The following is a 14,254-nucleotide window of genomic DNA, read 5'->3' as shown; positions in this document are numbered from 1 at the left end:
GTATCATGTGTTTCGGCGGCTGTGCGCGGGGCACTTCGGTGCGCCGGGTCCTTAGCCCTGGTCTTCCACACCTGCGTACGGCTGCCACCCTCATGTGGAAGTGAGATTGGCAGTTCCTGAATAGTTAAGGAGCTTCGCCATGCACAAGGTCACACCGAATCCGCCTCATGCCTCAAACGCAGAACCCATTGATGCCAAGCTTCAAGCTGCGGCTCAGCGCGCTATTCATCATTACTTGCCGCCATCATCTGACGACGACGCAATCTCTGAACCCGCGCCCGGCAATCTTTTCCGCGTCAGCCCCAACATCGACACCGAAACCCTCCTAGCCAACGCCGCCGAGCACCTCGATTCCGCCAACCAAATAACCGCCACCCTGGCCTTCGACCTCGAAGACCCGCACCGCGCCATCATCCTCGGCATCCAGCAACTCATCGACCTAAGCGCGCTACTCGTCGCCCGCGCCCAAGAGCAGGTCGCGCCTGCTGCCAACCCAGCCACCGCCTGACCCCCAACCCTGCCGCCTTGTTCCAAGGCGGCAACCTGAACCCCTGCTGTCACCGCGCAAAATTTCATAATCCCCAGCGCCTTTGAGGTCTACGATCCTCTTCAAGAGAGGACCCCCGCACCTCCAGCCCATAGGGAACTGAAAACATGATCTCGAACCTGGTTAAAGTCGCGCTGATTGCTGGCACGTTGCTGTTGGGCGCTTGTTCGACGGGGTCGTCGGGCGGGAGTGGTGACCCTTGTTTTACAGGGGGATGCCAGGCGTTTGGGGACCATAGCCCGAGCAAGGCGGCCAAGATGAATTTTGGCGGGAGTGGGTTGGGGAGTAGTTATGGGGAGTATGGGTCGGGGTTGTTGCATGATGATTGAGGCATGACGATTGAGTGAGTGGGTGGGCAGTCATTGACCTGGTGACTGACCCACCGCTTTCGCGAGCAAGCCCGCTCCCACATTGGATCTTGGGTGGGCTTTAAAAAAGTGGTGTCAGTGGCCGCCTTTCATGCGGCGGGCGATGAGGTAGATGCCCAGTCCGACCAACGCGGTGGCGGCGCCGATGTAGCCGGTGCTGGTCCAGCCATATCCCGCTGTAATTGCCATTCCGCCAAACCACGGCCCCAGCGCGTTTGCCAGGTTGAACGCCGCATGGTTCGACGCTGCCGCCAGGCTCGGGGCTTCGTGGGCAATGTCCATCAGGCGGATTTGCAGCGGCGCGGCCATGGCAATCATGGTGCCGACCAAACCGATGCCCAGCAGTACGCTCCACAGCGAGCTGGCGGCGAAGGTGAAGAAGATCAGCACGGCCATCGACCACACCATGATCCAGCCCACGGCGCGAAATTGCAGGCGGTCGAACAGTTTGCCGCCGGCGATGTTGCCGATGATGCCGCCGACGCCAAAGGCGGCGAGGCCGAAGGGGATCCATTGGGGCGAGACTTTGGTCACTTCGAGCATGGTCGGGGCGAGGTAGCTGAACACGCAGAACATGCCGGCAAAGCCAATCGCGCCGATGGACAGGGCCATCCACACTTGGCGTTTGGTGAAGGCGCGCAATTCTTTGCGCGGGTCGCTGCGCGGTTCGTCGTGGCGGTCGGGGACGAATTGCCAGACCAGGGCGATGGTGCACAGGGCGATGGCGCTGACCAGCGCGAACGCCGAGCGCCAGCCCAGGTGTTGGCCCAGGAAGGTGGCGATGGGGTTGCCGAGCAGCATGGCCAGGGTGAGGCCCATCATCACGCGGGCCACGGCGCCGGCGCGTTTGTCGTTGGGCACCATGCTGGAGGCGACGACGGCGGCGATGCCGAAGTAGGCGCCGTGGGGCAGGCCGCTGATAAAGCGGAAGGCCACCAGCGAGCCGAAGGTGGGGGTGAAGGCGGTGGCGAGGTTGCCCAGGGCGTAGAGGCCCATCAGCAGTAAGAGCATGTGTTTACGCAGCAGTTTGGCGCCGAGGATCGCCAGCAGTGGCGCGCCGACCATTACGCCGAGGGCGTAGGCGCTGATGGCGTGGCCGACTTGGGGTTCGCTTAAGCCCAGGTTCTGGGCGATGTCGGGCATCAGGCCCATGATGGCGAATTCGCCGGTGCCGATCGCGAAGGCGCCCACGGCCATGGCCGCTTCCATTTTGGCGGCGCTGCGCGCGGGCAGTACGTGCCCGGGTGTTTGCTGGATAGTCATGGGTAACTCTGTAGGAAAAAAGTGCACGAAGGTCAGTGGCCGATGCTACGCAAGCCGCCACGAAGGTGTCTAGAACAGCGTTTTGCGCGAGCGTTCAGTTTGATTAAACGCCCTGTGACCCCAGGTCGCGGCTGCGATGCTTGACACCGGCGCGTTAAAAGCCGCGATTTAGAGCTGTCAATTGGCCAAACGGCGCATAAATGCGGTTCAGCGTGATATTCTGCGCGCCGTCTTGGTCTAGTCTTTCCCCGGTGCGTACACCCGTATACGTCCCGGTGGTTGGCTGTCGCCCAGGTAGCTGAAGCCAATAATGATAAAAAGTCAGCGCAGAAGGGACAAAAACAGTGAGGTCGCTACGTCGGCCTTGTGTGCCCACCCTACGGCCTGCAGAGTCAGGGGCGGTAGGGCGGATGGCGTTTTATCATAGGTGCTACTGATGTTTAAAAAAGTAAACACTGCCCTGCTGGGGCTGGCTTTGTCGATGGGGATCACGTCCGTTCAAGCGGAAGAGGCAAAGAAAGTCGATGTGCTGCTGATCGGCGGCGGCATCATGAGTGCGACCCTGGGTGTTTGGCTCAACGAGCTGCAGCCGGACTGGTCGATGGAGATGGTCGAGCGTCTTGATGGCGTGGCCGAAGAAAGCTCCAACGGCTGGAACAACGCCGGTACCGGTCACTCGGCCCTGGCTGAGCTGAACTACACCCCGGAAAACAAGGACGGCACCGTTGAGATCCCGAAAGCGGTCGAGATCAACGAAGCGTTCCAGATTTCCCGTCAGTTCTGGTCCTGGCAGGTCCAGCAGGGCGTGCTGAAGAACCCGCGTTCGTTCATCAACTCCACACCGCACATGAGCTTTGTGTGGGGCGATGACAACATCAAGTTCCTGAAAAAGCGCTACGAAGCCCTGCAAGCCAGCCCGCTGTTCGCCGGCATGCAGTACTCCGAAGACCCGGCGCAGATCGCCAAATGGGTTCCGCTGATGATGGAAGGCCGTGATCCGAAGCAGAAGATCGCCGCCACCTGGACCCCAATTGGCACCGACGTGAACTTCGGCGAGATCACCCGCCAGTTCGTCGCGCACCTGCAAACCACGCCGAAGTTTGACCTGAAACTGTCGAGCGAAGTGCAGGACATCACCAAGAACGCCGACGGTTCGTGGCGTGTAAGCTACAAAAACCTGAAAGATGGCACCAAGACCGAAACCGACGCCAAGTTCGTGTTCATCGGCGCGGGCGGCGGTGCACTGCATCTGCTGCAAAAGTCGGGCATTCCTGAAGCCAAGGAATACGCAGGCTTCCCGGTGGGCGGTTCGTTCCTGGTGACCGATAACCCGGCCATCGCCGAGCAGCACATGGCCAAGGCCTACGGTAAGGCTTCGGTTGGCGCGCCACCGATGTCGGTTCCGCACCTGGACACCCGCGTGCTGGATGGCAAGCGCGTGATTCTGTTTGGCCCATTCGCAACCTTCTCGACCAAGTTCCTCAAAGAAGGCTCGTACCTGGACCTGCTGACCAGCACCACCACCCACAACATCTGGCCTATGACCAAAGTCGGTATTCGTGAATACCCACTGGTTGAGTACCTTGCCGGTCAACTGATGCTGTCCGATGACGACCGCTTCAAGGCGCTGCAAGAGTACTTCCCGAACGCCAAGCAGTCCGACTGGCGCCTGTGGCAAGCCGGTCAGCGCGTGCAGATCATCAAGCGTGACGAAGAACAGGGCGGCGTCCTGAAACTCGGCACCGAAGTGGTCAGCTCCGCCGACAACACCATCGCCGGCCTGTTGGGTGCATCGCCAGGCGCGTCCACCGCGGCTCCGATCATGCTGACCGTGCTGCAAAAAGTGTTCAAGGACAAGGTCGCGACTCCTGAGTGGCAGGCCAAGCTGCACCAGATCGTGCCGAGCTATGGCACCAAGCTGAACGACAGCCCTGAGGCTGTTGCGAAGGAGTGGGCCTACACGGCCGGCGTCCTGCAACTGACCCCACCGCCTGCCATTCCGCAGCTGAACGCGCCAAAGGCAACCGAAGCCACCGAGGCTGCCAAGCCTGCGGCTGAGCCTAGCAAGCCGGCATCTGACCTGGCGCTGTAAGCCAGGCCCGATGTTAAAAAGCCCGCTGAACCGGTAACGGTCAGCGGGCTTTTTTGTGGGCGCATACTTTAAATATTGAAGTTTTTTTTCAATTGTTCATGCAGGTGAAGCGCCAAGTAATTTGCGCTATCGGACAGCAAGTAGATGTGGTGAATCGGCAAATCAGGTAATTGGGCGCCGGGAATGTTTTGGGTCAGCCCGGTGGTTATCCGGCTTTCTTCAATCATGCCCACAGCCAATCCGCAGGTGACGGCAGCTTCGACCGCAGTCGAGCTGGCGCTTTCCAGCAAGACCCGATAGTAGGTCCCATGCTCTTTCAACGCTCGCATGGCTGACGCTCGATAGGGACATCCGGTCAGTTGCACGGCGATTGGCAGCGGCGCCTGTTCCGGGAGCTTGAACTGGTCGGAAACAACCCAAACAGGTTGTATCGAGCCCAACTGTTCCCCTTGCTCCAAGGGTTGAGCGCTGACGATCAGCGCCAAATCGATCTGCTCCCGACTGAACATAGTGAAAAGTTCGCCACTGGATCTAGCTTCTACTTCCAACTCGAGCAGGGGGTTGTCAGCGATAAGCTGTGGCAGAAATTCACGCATGAACGCTGGGGCGTAGGAATCTGGAAGCCCCAGGCGAATTCTTCCCTGCATGCGTTGCGGACTCAGTGATGCCAGTAACCTGTCATGACTCTTGAGAAAGTCAGTCGTTTCACTGAGCAGCTTCTTGCCATACATCGTCAGCTCTACACCCTGGTTGTTGCGGCTAAACAGCCGCTGACCAACGAGCTCCTCCAGCTTCTGGATCTGTGTAGTGACGGTCGAAGCGCTCCGATGCACATGGTTCGCCGCTTCATTGAAGCGCCGAAAACGTGCAACAGCGTGGAAAGTACGCAGCAGGTCAATATTGAGTTGTTTGCTCATGATTCCTCTTTTGAGGATTAGTGGTGCGGATTATTCAAATTTACAAAATCATGCGCGCTACTTAGGCTCGGGTCAAACAGGTGTGCAAACGCATTGGCGCCTGACAATAAAAAACGGAGCCCATATGGATATCAATGAGCTGGTTGCGTCGTCATTGAAGAACAACCATGGATACGACGGTCTGATCTGGACGATTGAAAATGCCGAAAAATACTCATCAGTGCCTTCTGACATCAAGAATCGGGATCGGCAAGTCACGGAGGAAATCCTGAGTTTGATGACCTCCTTGAACCTGGAAGGTATGAATCGCGCTGACCTGTGTGCAGCACCCTGCGGTAATGGCGCGCTGAGTGAAATATTGCGTGCCGTTGCGGATGATCTGGTTGAATTAGTGGGTCGGGGCCGTCTGCATTACGTGGAGCTGGGGCCGGAGCCGATCAAGACGTCCGCATTGATTCACCACCTGCTTGAGAACGGGGTGAAACCTGTGCATTACACGGCGGTTGATATCAACCACGCTTCACAAGGCATCATGCGTCGGGCAGTAGAGCCATTGTTGGCTGCGCCTCAGGAGTTTCGTTACTTGGCTACAGATTTTCGCGCATTGTGCCGAGACGATATTGAATGTGGGCAGGACGTGACATTAATCACGATGTTGGGATTTCAGGAGGGGAACGAGCTTCCAGAAACGATCGGTCAAATTATTCGTCGGGTAGGTGGGGCTCGGACTTATGTCTTGTCAGAAATGCAGCTGTCCATCTCGGAAAGTGACGAGCACATTCACCGCTTTTACCGGCATCACTGCATGACGCGTTTTTCTGAATTGGTAGGTTTGAAACTCGGTTTTGAGACGGTCGGCAGCCATGAGGTCATCGTTTCAGAAGTTGAGTTTGAGGATGATCGATATTGCGTCGCCGCCACTTTGCTTCCTGTTATCAACGGTCAGTATGAGGGGCATTTATTGACCAATGTATGCTTGAAGTACACCCGTGAGCAATTTAACCGCGTACGCCGGGATTACGGTGGATGTCGTGTTATTGGTGAGTATTGCAGCGGAGACGGTAGCGTTCTGTATCAGCTGTCGGAGTATTGCGCACATCAGGGTTTTGCCAACTGAGTGAGGAGATCACGATGAAAAGGCAGAGTGAGTTACCTGTATTCGCACAAGGCGTTGGGCGGCTAAAAGCCGCCTTGCACGCGTCACTGGCTCCCGCATCACGATGCAAGCATCCCGGAGCGTTGCTGGACACGTTGCAGCACTGGAATGACAGTTATTTGCGCAGTGATAGTCCGTGTTTAAGCGGGTATCGCAGCCTCGCTGATTTGGGTTACACAGTATCGCCATTGGTGATTTCCCAGCCTGAGCAAATGACAGCAGTGGCTCAGGTATCGGGACTCTTTAGCGAGGAGGGCATCACTCAATTGAGGCGAGCTTGTTATCAGTTGGAAGCAGGCTCCAGTACCAGCGACTGGATTATCTCTAACCGTACCCGTGCGGCGACACAATTATCGACGCTTATTCGAGAAATGATGAACAGTCGCGCGTTCTTGCTGGCCGTATCGCGAATTGCAGGCGTGCCTCTAGTGCCCCATCCTTTCTTACGTGCCCGTTCCCAGGTCAACTACTTCTACCCACCACAGGGGCAATACGATAGGGCGCAGATCGGGATGTGGCATACCGATGGGACCAGTTTTGTGTTGAATATTTTGCTGTCTGACCCCAGTGAATATGAAGGCGGGGAGTTCGTATATTTTGATGGGCCGGTGGAGCGCTTTGATGTCGACGGCCTCGATGACTGCGTGCGTACTTGCTCAGTCGGGACCAGTGGCGATGCTGTTTATATCTACGGGAGTCGTGTGTTTCACGGCGTGCGCCCGCTTACCAAGGGTCGGCGCATGTCGTTAGTCCTTTCGTTTCACTGTCCTTATAGTGAGGTGGATGTAAATAAGTTCTGGCACTTGGCATCCGACGATGGTGTGTTGAGTACGATCCGACCTTGGTTGCAGCTCAAGCGTGATTTGGCGCTTGCTCCCTGCGATCAATATCAGCGGTTGGGGATCGACCCCATTACCTTCGCCGACGTTGCGCCATCGCTGGTGCCCCGATGACTGTCCGTGCAGCGTTTACCGGTGGCTACTTGAAGTTGTTGTTTCTTCAGGTTGTATTTGTCATGTCCTGGAGTTCCGGCTTCATAGGCGCCAAGTTGGGGGCAGAGACTGCCGGAGCCTTTAACCTACTGTTCTGGCGATTTCTGTTGGTTTCAGTGTGCTTGGGCGCGTTCTTGAATGTCAGGCTGTTGAAGATTTCCTGGCGACTGATCCGTCATCACGCGATGATCGGTTTTCTTTCGCAATTTCTCTATTTGAGCTGCGTATATGTAGCTATCCAAAATGGTCTACCCCCCGGTATTGCCGCGATCATTGCGGCATTGCAACCCTTGATGACGGCAGTGTTATCGACGAGACGGGCAGACGAGCGCAGTGGTGGGTGGCAGTGGTTGGGACTAATAATCGGTTTCTCCGGGGTTTCGATTGTTATCTCCGGTCAATACAGTAACGACGGGCAAGGTGTTGGCTTGGTCATGTACCTGCTGCCTTTGGTGTCGGCATTAGGGCTGACGCTGGCGACCTTATATGGGCGTCGTTCCGCGCAGCCCCAAGAGGGCGGTTTGGTATTGCCATTATTTATTCAATCGGTGGTGACCTTAATTGGTTTTACTGGGGCAGTACTCTACACCGGCACACTGAGTATTCCCCGTGATCCCGGCGTACTGATTTCGATTGTTTGGCTGACAGTTTTCTCCACTTTCGTTGCCTACTTGAGCCTGTGGATGTTGCTGCGCGTGATGACCGCGACCAATGTGGCGGCACTTGTTTATCTGGAGCCGCCCGTAACTTTAGTGTGGGCGGCATTGATGTTTGGCGATGTTATTTACGGGACAACTTATGCCGGTATTGTCGTGGTGGTCGCTGGACTTTTACTGGTAAGGCTGAGACGCCCGACCGTCGCGTGCGCCTCCTGAGGTTTGCTAGTTCAGCAAGCCGACAGACACCACCTGTTAAAAATAACCCAGCGCCAAGCAGGCGCGAGGCTGCAGCAAGGGGACATTTTTTTACCGGTGTATTTGTGGGCGCTGGCGCCCGAGGGGTGTGTATGTTGCTACGTTATGCGGCATTGGCGGCGTTTGTCGTCGCGGCGTCCGGGTGTGTACAAGAGCGCGTGGTGCATGAGCGCGGGCCGGTGCAACGTGAGTATGTCGAGGTGGTGGCGCCACAGCCGCCGCCGGTGCAGGTGATCGAAGTCGAGCCGGCGGCCCGCTATGGCTATGTGTGGTCACGCGGTTACTGGCGCTGGGAAGGCGGGCGATATGTAGCGGTGCACGGCCATTGGGAACAGGTGCGCGAAGGTTATCGTTATGTGCATCCGCACTGGGTGCAGCGCAATGACGGTTACCACTGGCAGGGCGGTGGTTGGGTGCGCTGAACCTGGCACCTGACAAAACGGCTAGATCGGCTTTTGGGTGCCTAACAGCTTGACCTCACGCAGCAGCGCGGCACCGAGTTGATCGCTGCCCAGTTCCTGGTAGCCGACTATCTGGGTCTCGCCTTGTTCTTCGGCCTGGATGATGATCACCGGTGTTTCCTTGCCGGTGGCTTCATCCACATGCAGGGCGTACTGCGGCACATCCACCTTGATCGGCGAGCCCGCCGGCTTGCCTTGCACATTCAGCGTGAACGCCGCGCAGCCGCTGTCGATACCCACGCTGGTCGCGGAGCGGCCGCTGACGAAGCAGGTTGTCGGCAGGTCAGGCCAGGTGATGGTGTCGGCCAAAGCGAGGGTGGGCGCCATGGCCATGGCAACAAGCAGCAACGTGCGCACGTGGGGAGTTCTCTTGATCAAGGGCAGTGGTGTTTTTTTACCAAAGCCCGGCATTCGTCGCAACGCTGCGGCTCAGGCCAGGCGTTTCATCCCCGTGGCCTTGGCCGCATTGAGGTCAAAGGTGGCGGTGTATTCACAGCCGGCCGCATGGGCGCAGCGTTCGATCAGGTAGTCGGCGAAATCGGCTTTGCCGGCGGTGAATCGTCGCAGTGCCTGCCAGATGATCTCGGCGTGTTCGACGGTCAGTTCACGGGTGCGCAGCAGCGTTTCCAGCACGGTAACCACGTCGCTTTTGGCCGATTGGTAGCAGCTTTGCAGCACCCAGACCAATTCCACCACCGACACCAGGCTGACAAAGCCCGGCGACACGCTGGTGAGCGACTCGATCAACGCCGAGGCCTTGGGCGATTGCACCGGGTCATCCTGAGTGACGTAGCGCACCAGCACATTGGTATCGAGCCCGATCATCCAGCGTTTGCTCCTTGCGCGGCGATGGCGCGGTTCATGTCTTCGATCGACACGGCCTGCGCGGGCTTGCGGATCAGGCCTTTGAGGTCCTGAACGGTTTTGCTCGCGGCGATGATGGAAAACTTGCCGTCTTCCGTTTCGACAAATTCAACCCGGTCGCCTGTTTCCAGGCCAAGCGCGGTGCGCACTTGCACGGGGATAGTGATTTGCCCTTTCGAGGTGAGTGTGGCGGTGGCCATAGTAAAAATCTCCATCGTGATATTCCTTACGTTAAGGTAAGGATTGATGAAGGACAAGATCCGTTGGTCCATAGGTTGCTCGGCTGGTGTGAGTGAGTGGGAACAGGTAAAACCCTAGCTCGAACTTTGCGCGTTCACACGCGCACCTCTGCCCCAAAGAGATACAAGCTATGACCGAGCGCCACCTGATCATTCCTGCCGCCATGCAACCCATTGTCGAGCGCGCCGGGTACGTGCCTGCGGTAAAAGTTGGCAACACTCTTTACTGCGCAGGCCAGGTTGGCCGTACACCGCAACTGGCCGTGATCGAAGACCCCGAGGCGCAATTCATCGCGGCCTGGGAAAACCTCAGGGACGTATTGGAGGAGGGCGGTTGCGGCTTCGATGACGTGGTGGACATGACCACCTATCACGTGAACATGAGCCAGCACATGGCGGTTTTCCGTGAGGTGAAAAACCGCCTGTTTCCACGCGGGCATTGCGCCTGGACGACAATCGGGGTGTCCGAACTGGCACACCCCGGTCTATTGGTGGAAATCAAATGTGTGGCGGTGCAGCGCTAGTTACTGCACCACGCGATAGCACGGCACATAGGCTGCGCCGCCCGGCAACTTCATGCGGTGCTGGGCGACAAACGCCTGCAACAGCTCGTCCAGGGGCTTCATGATCGCCGGGTCACCGTGAATCTCATACGGGCCGTGCTGCTCGATCAGGCGGATGCCCTTGTCCTTGACGTTACCGGCCACAATCCCCGAGAACGCGCGGCGCAGGTTGGCCGCCAGTTCATGGGGCGGCAGCGCGTGGCTCAGTTGCAGGCTGGCCATGTTTTCGTGGGTGGGGTCGAACGGGCGCTGGAAGCCTTCGTCGATCTTCAGCAGCCAGTTGAAGTGGAACGCGTCGTTGCGCTCACGGCGGAACTGCTTCACGGCCTTGAGCCCGGCGGTCATCTGGCGGGCCACTTCGGCCGGGTCGTCGATGATGATCTGGTAGTGCGCCTGCGCCGCTTCGCCAAGGGTGGCGCCCACGAACGCGTGCAGTTGTTGCAGGTACGGCGCGGCCTGTTTCGGCCCGGTGAGGATGACCGGGAACGGCACATCGCGGTTGTCCGGGTGCATCAGGATGCCCAGCAGGTACAGGAATTCTTCGGCCGTGCCGGCACCGCCCGGGAAGATGATGATGCCATGGCCCACGCGCACGAAGGCTTCCAGGCGTTTTTCGATGTCCGGCAGAATCACCAGCTCGTTGACGATGGGGTTTGGCGCTTCGGCCGCGATGATGCCCGGCTCGGTCAGGCCCAGGTAGCGGCCGCCGGTGATGCGTTGCTTGGCGTGGGAAATGGTCGCGCCTTTCATCGGGCCTTTCATCACGCCGGGGCCGCAGCCGGTGCACACGTCGAGGCTGCGCAGGCCCAGTTCGTGGCCGACTTTCTTGGTGTATTTGTATTCTTCGGTATTGATCGAGTGCCCGCCCCAGCACACCACGATTTTCGGCTCGACACCCGGGCGCAACGTACGCGCGTTGCGCAGCAGGTGGAACACGTAGTCGGTGATGCCCTGGGAGTTGCTCAGGTCGATGCGCTGGCTGTCCAGCTCGTTCTCGGTGTAGACGATATCGCGCAGGGCGCTGAAAAGCATTTCGCGGGTGCTGGCGATCATCTCCCCGTCGACGAAGGCATCGGCTGGCGCATTCAACAATTCCAGGCGCACGCCACGGTCTTGCTGGTGGATACGCACTTCAAAGTCTTTATAGGCGTCGAGGATGGTCTTGGCGTTGTCGATATGCGCGCCGGTGTTGAGGATGGCCAGGGCGCACTGGCGGAACAACGTGTAGATGCTGCCGGTACCGGCTTCACTCAGTTGCTGGACTTCACGTTGTGACAGGGTTTCGAGGCTGCCCTTGGGGCTGACGGAGGCATTGATGACTTGACGTTGGGGCATTCTGATTCCTTGAAAGCACAGCCATCGCAGCCGCCAGGGGCGGCGATGGCTGGAGAATGGTGAGCGCCGAACTCGGTCGCACTAGACGGTTAGTTTGGCCGCCGCAAGGGCAGGGCGCAAACACCGTCAGCACCATCATGCCGCAGAACTTACTGAATCAGCTTCCAGTTTTTGTAGAAAACCCGACGCAGGGTAAACACCAGCCCGGCAAAGCCCGAAATCACGGCATTCAGCACCGAGGGCAGCAAGGTCGGCCGCACGATGTCAATGAACAGGCAGTAACGCTTTGCGTCGTTTTTGTTGAAGGAGGCATGCATCAGCGTGTCATCGAAGATGAACAGTGGGTCATCGTGCCAGTAGTGCTTGTGCTTGCCCACCTGGATGTAAACACCTTCGTGGTGGGGCGCCGGCGCCATGTTGTAGAGCACGCGGAACATCATGCGCAGCGGGCCGAAGTGGAAGGATGTGGAGCGGTTTTCGTTGAACACCGACACGCCGATAGTCTTCACAAACGGTAGTTTTTTGCGCAGTTGCGGGATGTCCAGCGTGGTTTCGATCGGGCGGCCGTACCATTGGAAGAACAGCATGCCGCGCTTTTTCTCGGCCATGCGTTCGTCCAGATAGCTGATGATTTCGTCCTTGTTGGCCATGGCGTCATCGATGACCTGTTGCAGGTCTTCGCGCCAGGCCGGCGGCAGGTCGCGCATGGTGTAGACGTGGCGGTTGCGCAGGCTCAACAGGTCGAACAGGGTATTGAACGGCGCCAATATCCAGGTGTTGCGGCCGTTGCCGACAAAGTATTTCTTGATGGTGTCGCGGTCGTACAGGCCGTTGCGCAGGAAGTCATAGATGCCGCAGAACAGCACCAGCAGCAGAAACACCAGGCTGGTAAGTGGGAAGCAATAGATGAACAGCAGTACGCCGAGCACCCAGGCGACTGAGACCAATTTTTTTTGTACAGCACTTTTACTCATGAAGCGAGGCTCCGGACCTGAAACAAAGCGAAACAATCCCGCCATGATAGTGGGTTATCACGGTGCCGGGCGTTTTAAATATTGCGAAATTGTGAAGGCCGGACACAGTTTTTAACCCGGCAGTACAGCGGGCTCGCCGTTTTGCCGATTGGATTTTGTAAACAGAAGATTTGCGTCTATCGTGACGCTTCGGTTTTTCGCGCGTCATAGACCGGTACGATTGAAGTTGAATGGCCACCACTGGCCGTCGACCCCTTGGAAGAGGCAGAAATTTTATGATCATCAAACCGCGGGTTCGTGGCTTTATCTGTGTGACCGCTCACCCTGTTGGCTGTGAAGCGAACGTCAAAGAGCAGATCGACTACGTAACCAGCAGCGTATCCAAAAGCGGCGCCATCGAAGGCGGCCCCAAGAAGGTGCTGGTCCTCGGCGCTTCCACCGGTTATGGCCTGGCCGCGCGCATCAGTGCTGCGTTTGGCTGCGGCGCCGACACCCTGGGCGTGTTTTTTGAGAAAGAAGGCGAAGAAGGCAAGCTGAGCTCCGCCGGCTGGTACAACAGCGCGGCGTTCGAGAAGTTTGCCGTGGAAAAAGGCCTGTACGCCAAGAGCATCAACGGCGACGCATTCTCTGACGAGATCAAGCGCCTGACCATCGAAACCATCAAGAAAGACCTGGGCAAGATCGACCTGGTGGTTTACAGCCTGGCCGCGCCACGCCGTACCGACCCGCAAGGCGTGGTACACAACTCCACCCTCAAGCCGATCGGCAAGGCCGTGACCCTGCGCGGTATCAACACCGACAAAGGCGTTGTGGTCGACACCACCCTTGAGCCTGCGACCCAGGAAGAAATCGACGGCACCGTGAAAGTCATGGGCGGCGAAGACTGGCAGTTGTGGATCGACGCCCTGCGTGACGCCGATGTGTTGGCCGAAGGCGCCAAGACCACCGCGTTCACCTACCTGGGCGAAAAGCTGACCCAGGATATTTACTGGAACGGTTCCATCGGCGAAGCCAAGAAAGACCTCGACAAAAAAGTCCTGACCCTGCGCGACAACCTCGCTGCGCTGCAGGGCGACGCCCGTGTGTCGGTGCTCAAGGCCGTGGTTACCCAGGCCAGCTCGGCTATCCCGATCATGCCGCTGTACCTGTCGCTGCTGTTTAAAGTGATGAAAGAGCAGGGCACCCACGAAGGTTGCATCGAGCAGGTTTACGGCCTGTTCAAAGACAGCCTGTACGGCAGCGAGCCGAAGCTGGACGCCGACGGCCGCCTGCGCGCCGACCTGGCTGAGCTGGAGCCAAAGGTTCAGGACGCCGTGGCTGCGTTGTGGAACCAGGTGACCGATGACAACGTCAACGAGATCAGCGATTTCGCCGGCTACAAGGCGGAGTTCCTGCGCTTGTTCGGGTTTGAAATCGACGGCGTGGACTATGAAGCTGATGTAAACCCGACTGTGAAGATCAAGGGCCTGATCCAGGCCTAAACACGGTCAAAAAAAATGTGGGAGCGGGCTTGCTCGCGAAAGCGGTGTATCAGTCACCAAATAGGCTGGCTGATAAACCGCTTTCGCG

General features: G+C 58.0%; 16 protein-coding genes. 9 read left to right on the top strand and 7 right to left on the bottom strand.

The window, feature by feature from the left end; all coding sequences use genetic code 11:
- Positions 1-139: 139 nt before the first annotated feature.
- Both ACTD9P_RS20360 and ACTD9P_RS20355 read left to right on the top strand, forming a co-directional pair.
- Positions 140-508 (top strand): DUF6124 family protein, encoded by a 369-nt coding sequence (locus ACTD9P_RS20360; RefSeq protein WP_438869110.1) that lies wholly within the window; start codon positions 140-142, stop codon positions 506-508.
- A gap of 146 nt (positions 509-654) precedes the next feature.
- Positions 655-876, top strand: coding sequence for a hypothetical protein (locus ACTD9P_RS20355; RefSeq protein WP_056857260.1), 222 nt, complete (start codon positions 655-657; stop codon positions 874-876).
- Positions 877-990: 114 nt separating this feature from the next.
- Here ACTD9P_RS20355 and ACTD9P_RS20350 read toward each other — a convergent pair whose 3' ends face one another.
- Positions 991-2,178, bottom strand: coding sequence for an MFS transporter (locus ACTD9P_RS20350; RefSeq protein WP_438869109.1), 1,188 nt, complete (start codon positions 2,176-2,178; stop codon positions 991-993).
- Between the two features lie 436 nt (positions 2,179-2,614).
- Between ACTD9P_RS20350 and mqo the strand changes: the two genes are divergently transcribed.
- Positions 2,615-4,270 carry a malate dehydrogenase (quinone) gene (mqo, locus tag ACTD9P_RS20345; protein WP_056857258.1) on the top strand — a complete coding sequence of 552 codons (1,656 nt, stop codon included), beginning with the start codon at positions 2,615-2,617 and terminating at the stop codon, positions 4,268-4,270.
- A 68-nt stretch (positions 4,271-4,338) separates the two neighbouring features.
- Here the strand turns inward: mqo and ACTD9P_RS20340 are convergent, their stop codons facing one another.
- Positions 4,339-5,187, bottom strand: coding sequence for a LysR family transcriptional regulator (locus ACTD9P_RS20340; protein WP_438869108.1), 849 nt, complete (start codon positions 5,185-5,187; stop codon positions 4,339-4,341).
- On the opposite strand from ACTD9P_RS20340, the gene ACTD9P_RS20335 reads away from it, so the two are divergent.
- The 4 genes from ACTD9P_RS20335 to ACTD9P_RS20320 all read left to right on the top strand — a co-directional run bounded on the left by ACTD9P_RS20335 (position 5,186) and on the right by ACTD9P_RS20320 (position 8,671).
- Complete coding sequence (locus ACTD9P_RS20335; protein ID WP_438869107.1) at positions 5,186-6,304, top strand: class I SAM-dependent methyltransferase; 1,119 nt, start codon at positions 5,186-5,188, stop codon at positions 6,302-6,304. The two genes, ACTD9P_RS20340 and ACTD9P_RS20335, sit on opposite strands and share 2 nt — an antisense overlap.
- Before the next feature lie 14 nt (positions 6,305-6,318).
- Positions 6,319-7,296, top strand: a complete 978-nt coding sequence (locus ACTD9P_RS20330; protein ID WP_438869106.1) for a 2OG-Fe(II) oxygenase family protein — start codon at positions 6,319-6,321, stop codon at positions 7,294-7,296.
- Entirely contained in the window at positions 7,293-8,210 is a 918-nt protein-coding gene (locus ACTD9P_RS20325) for a DMT family transporter (protein ID WP_438869105.1), read from the top strand. Before ACTD9P_RS20330 ends, ACTD9P_RS20325 begins: the two co-directional genes overlap by 4 nt.
- Before the next feature lie 131 nt (positions 8,211-8,341).
- A complete protein-coding gene (locus tag ACTD9P_RS20320) occupies positions 8,342-8,671 on the top strand; it encodes a YXWGXW repeat-containing protein (protein WP_099549597.1) in 330 nt (109 codons plus the stop codon).
- Between the two features lie 21 nt (positions 8,672-8,692).
- On the opposite strand, the gene ACTD9P_RS20315 is transcribed toward ACTD9P_RS20320, so the two are convergent.
- The 3 genes from ACTD9P_RS20315 to ACTD9P_RS20305 all read right to left on the bottom strand — a co-directional run bounded on the left by ACTD9P_RS20315 (position 8,693) and on the right by ACTD9P_RS20305 (position 9,789).
- Positions 8,693-9,037: a hypothetical protein gene (locus ACTD9P_RS20315; RefSeq protein ID WP_438869124.1), complete on the bottom strand. Its 345-nt coding sequence runs from the start codon at positions 9,035-9,037 to the stop codon at positions 8,693-8,695.
- A gap of 102 nt (positions 9,038-9,139) precedes the next feature.
- A complete protein-coding gene (locus ACTD9P_RS20310; protein ID WP_138816170.1) occupies positions 9,140-9,535 on the bottom strand; it encodes a type II toxin-antitoxin system VapC family toxin in 396 nt (131 codons plus the stop codon).
- A complete protein-coding gene (locus tag ACTD9P_RS20305) occupies positions 9,532-9,789 on the bottom strand; it encodes an AbrB/MazE/SpoVT family DNA-binding domain-containing protein (protein WP_017137462.1) in 258 nt (85 codons plus the stop codon). The genes ACTD9P_RS20310 and ACTD9P_RS20305 overlap by 4 nt, the downstream gene beginning before the upstream one ends.
- A 155-nt stretch (positions 9,790-9,944) precedes the next feature.
- On the opposite strand from ACTD9P_RS20305, the gene ACTD9P_RS20300 reads away from it, so the two are divergent.
- Positions 9,945-10,337, top strand: coding sequence for a RidA family protein (locus ACTD9P_RS20300; RefSeq protein ID WP_438869104.1), 393 nt, complete (start codon positions 9,945-9,947; stop codon positions 10,335-10,337).
- Here ACTD9P_RS20300 and ppnN read toward each other — a convergent pair whose 3' ends face one another.
- Both ppnN and ACTD9P_RS20290 read right to left on the bottom strand, forming a co-directional pair.
- Positions 10,338-11,711, bottom strand: coding sequence for a nucleotide 5'-monophosphate nucleosidase PpnN (gene ppnN, locus ACTD9P_RS20295; RefSeq protein ID WP_438869103.1), 1,374 nt, complete (start codon positions 11,709-11,711; stop codon positions 10,338-10,340).
- A gap of 149 nt (positions 11,712-11,860) precedes the next feature.
- Positions 11,861-12,685 carry an aspartyl/asparaginyl beta-hydroxylase domain-containing protein gene (locus ACTD9P_RS20290; RefSeq protein WP_138816167.1) on the bottom strand — a complete coding sequence of 275 codons (825 nt, stop codon included), beginning with the start codon at positions 12,683-12,685 and terminating at the stop codon, positions 11,861-11,863.
- Positions 12,686-12,960: 275 nt separating this feature from the next.
- Between ACTD9P_RS20290 and fabV the strand changes: the two genes are divergently transcribed.
- Positions 12,961-14,166 carry an enoyl-ACP reductase FabV gene (fabV, locus tag ACTD9P_RS20285; RefSeq protein ID WP_438869102.1) on the top strand — a complete coding sequence of 402 codons (1,206 nt, stop codon included), beginning with the start codon at positions 12,961-12,963 and terminating at the stop codon, positions 14,164-14,166.
- The last annotated feature ends 88 nt before the right edge of the window (positions 14,167-14,254 follow it).

It is taken from the genome of Pseudomonas onubensis, from assembly GCF_965653655.1.
In the GTDB taxonomy this organism is placed as follows: Bacteria; Pseudomonadota; Gammaproteobacteria; order Pseudomonadales; family Pseudomonadaceae; genus Aquipseudomonas.
Note: the sequence above shows the minus strand (reverse complement) of the source record. Positions and strands in the feature narration are given on the sequence as shown.

What these genes read in the sequence shown, in the direction of transcription:
- ACTD9P_RS20360 (WP_438869110.1), top strand. Translation starts at nt 140, where the DNA reads ATGCACAAGGTCACACCGAATCCGCCTCATGCCTCAAACGCAGAACCC.
- ACTD9P_RS20355 (WP_056857260.1), top strand. Translation starts at nt 655, where the DNA reads ATGATCTCGAACCTGGTTAAAGTCGCGCTGATTGCTGGCACGTTGCTG.
- ACTD9P_RS20350 (WP_438869109.1), bottom strand. Translation starts at nt 2,178, where the DNA reads ATGACTATCCAGCAAACACCCGGGCACGTACTGCCCGCGCGCAGCGCC.
- mqo (WP_056857258.1), top strand. Translation starts at nt 2,615, where the DNA reads ATGTTTAAAAAAGTAAACACTGCCCTGCTGGGGCTGGCTTTGTCGATG.
- ACTD9P_RS20335 (WP_438869107.1), top strand. Translation starts at nt 5,186, where the DNA reads ATGATTCCTCTTTTGAGGATTAGTGGTGCGGATTATTCAAATTTACAA.
- ACTD9P_RS20340 (WP_438869108.1), bottom strand. Translation starts at nt 5,187, where the DNA reads ATGAGCAAACAACTCAATATTGACCTGCTGCGTACTTTCCACGCTGTT.
- ACTD9P_RS20330 (WP_438869106.1), top strand. Translation starts at nt 6,319, where the DNA reads ATGAAAAGGCAGAGTGAGTTACCTGTATTCGCACAAGGCGTTGGGCGG.
- ACTD9P_RS20325 (WP_438869105.1), top strand. Translation starts at nt 7,293, where the DNA reads ATGACTGTCCGTGCAGCGTTTACCGGTGGCTACTTGAAGTTGTTGTTT.
- ACTD9P_RS20320 (WP_099549597.1), top strand. Translation starts at nt 8,342, where the DNA reads ATGTTGCTACGTTATGCGGCATTGGCGGCGTTTGTCGTCGCGGCGTCC.
- ACTD9P_RS20315 (WP_438869124.1), bottom strand. Translation starts at nt 9,037, where the DNA reads ATGGCGCCCACCCTCGCTTTGGCCGACACCATCACCTGGCCTGACCTG.
- ACTD9P_RS20310 (WP_138816170.1), bottom strand. Translation starts at nt 9,535, where the DNA reads ATGATCGGGCTCGATACCAATGTGCTGGTGCGCTACGTCACTCAGGAT.
- ACTD9P_RS20305 (WP_017137462.1), bottom strand. Translation starts at nt 9,789, where the DNA reads ATGGAGATTTTTACTATGGCCACCGCCACACTCACCTCGAAAGGGCAA.
- ACTD9P_RS20300 (WP_438869104.1), top strand. Translation starts at nt 9,945, where the DNA reads ATGACCGAGCGCCACCTGATCATTCCTGCCGCCATGCAACCCATTGTC.
- ppnN (WP_438869103.1), bottom strand. Translation starts at nt 11,711, where the DNA reads ATGCCCCAACGTCAAGTCATCAATGCCTCCGTCAGCCCCAAGGGCAGC.
- ACTD9P_RS20290 (WP_138816167.1), bottom strand. Translation starts at nt 12,685, where the DNA reads ATGAGTAAAAGTGCTGTACAAAAAAAATTGGTCTCAGTCGCCTGGGTG.
- fabV (WP_438869102.1), top strand. Translation starts at nt 12,961, where the DNA reads ATGATCATCAAACCGCGGGTTCGTGGCTTTATCTGTGTGACCGCTCAC.